1 protein-coding gene and 1 pseudogene are annotated in these 1004 nt (G+C 59.2%); both read left to right on the top strand.

Annotated features, from left to right (window positions below; translation table 11 throughout):
• The first annotated feature begins 226 nt into the window (after nt 1–226).
• Nucleotides 227–625 carry an ExbD/TolR family protein gene (locus V6C07_RS00825; RefSeq protein WP_333534492.1) on the top strand — a complete coding sequence of 133 codons (399 nt, stop codon included), beginning with the start codon at nt 227–229 and terminating at the stop codon, nt 623–625.
• A 43-nt stretch (nt 626–668) separates the two neighbouring features.
• Nucleotides 669–1004 (top strand): annotated as a pseudogene (locus V6C07_RS00820) (hypothetical protein); the annotation flags it as partial.

Here is a 1004-nt window from a genome sequence, read left to right as displayed (position 1 = left end):
GCCCTGCCTTTGGAGCTGCCGCGCCAGCCGGCCGCGCCAGACCGGATCAGGCCGGAACATGCCCGGTCAACGCGGAAAAAGAGCCCGCCTAGAGCTGTTTACAAATGAAATGCGTTAACTGCTCTGCAAGGATTTTCAGGAAAATCCTTGCCACGGAATGCGCGCAGGCAGGCTTTTGCCTGCCGTAAATGAGCATTTCAAGTGTCAAATGCTCTAAGGAGGAGCCATGTTTGATCTGGACGAAGAGGCCACCATTGACCTCACGCCACTCATCGATGTGGTTTTTATGCTGCTGGTTTTTTTCATTCTTACCGCCTCGTTCAGCAAGCCCGTACTGGACATCGTACTGCCCAAAGCTGAAGAAGGCGCGCCGGACGCGGCGCATGGCCGGGAACTTGTCATTGCCATCAAGAAAGACGGCACCATGCACCATGAAGGCAGGGAAATCAGCAAAGACGACCTGCCCGCAGTGCTGGATACCATGCCCGGCGCACTGCTGAATCTGCACGTGGACGAAAAGGCCCCATTTGACGCCTTTGTCAACGTGGTTGATCAGGCCAAGACCAAGAGAGGGGGACGCTTTGTTATCAGCACCCAGTCATCCGCGCCGGACCAGGCACTGTGACACCGCCGCGCAAAAGCGCAGCCGCAACTATGCCGTAAGCCTCATGTCCTGCATGTTTGTGACCGCTGCCCTGCTGCTGGCATCTGTCCGCCCGCCGGGCATGGCGCTTCCGGCGGCCGCTGCCGGGTCCATTGCCATGTCCATGCGCTTTGCCGACATGCAGATACGGCATGAGCAGCCTGTCCCCAAACAGGAAAAACGCCTGCTGGCCGAGGAATCCCCATTTACCGCACCGGTTCCTCCCGTGGCAGAAACGCCCCCCGAACCGCCGAACCCCGTTCAGAAAAAGCCTGTGGAAAAGCCACAGCCGCCTGTGGCGGAAAAACCCGCTCCCCGCAAGCCCCCCGCGCAAAAACGCGCGAGCAGGCAAGAACAGCTC

It is taken from the genome of Desulfovibrio sp. 1214_IL3152 (assembly GCF_036763055.1).
Lineage (GTDB): Bacteria > Desulfobacterota > Desulfovibrionia > Desulfovibrionales > Desulfovibrionaceae > Desulfovibrio.
The sequence above is the reverse complement of the archived record's forward strand: the minus strand, read 5'-3'. Positions and strand labels throughout refer to the sequence as shown.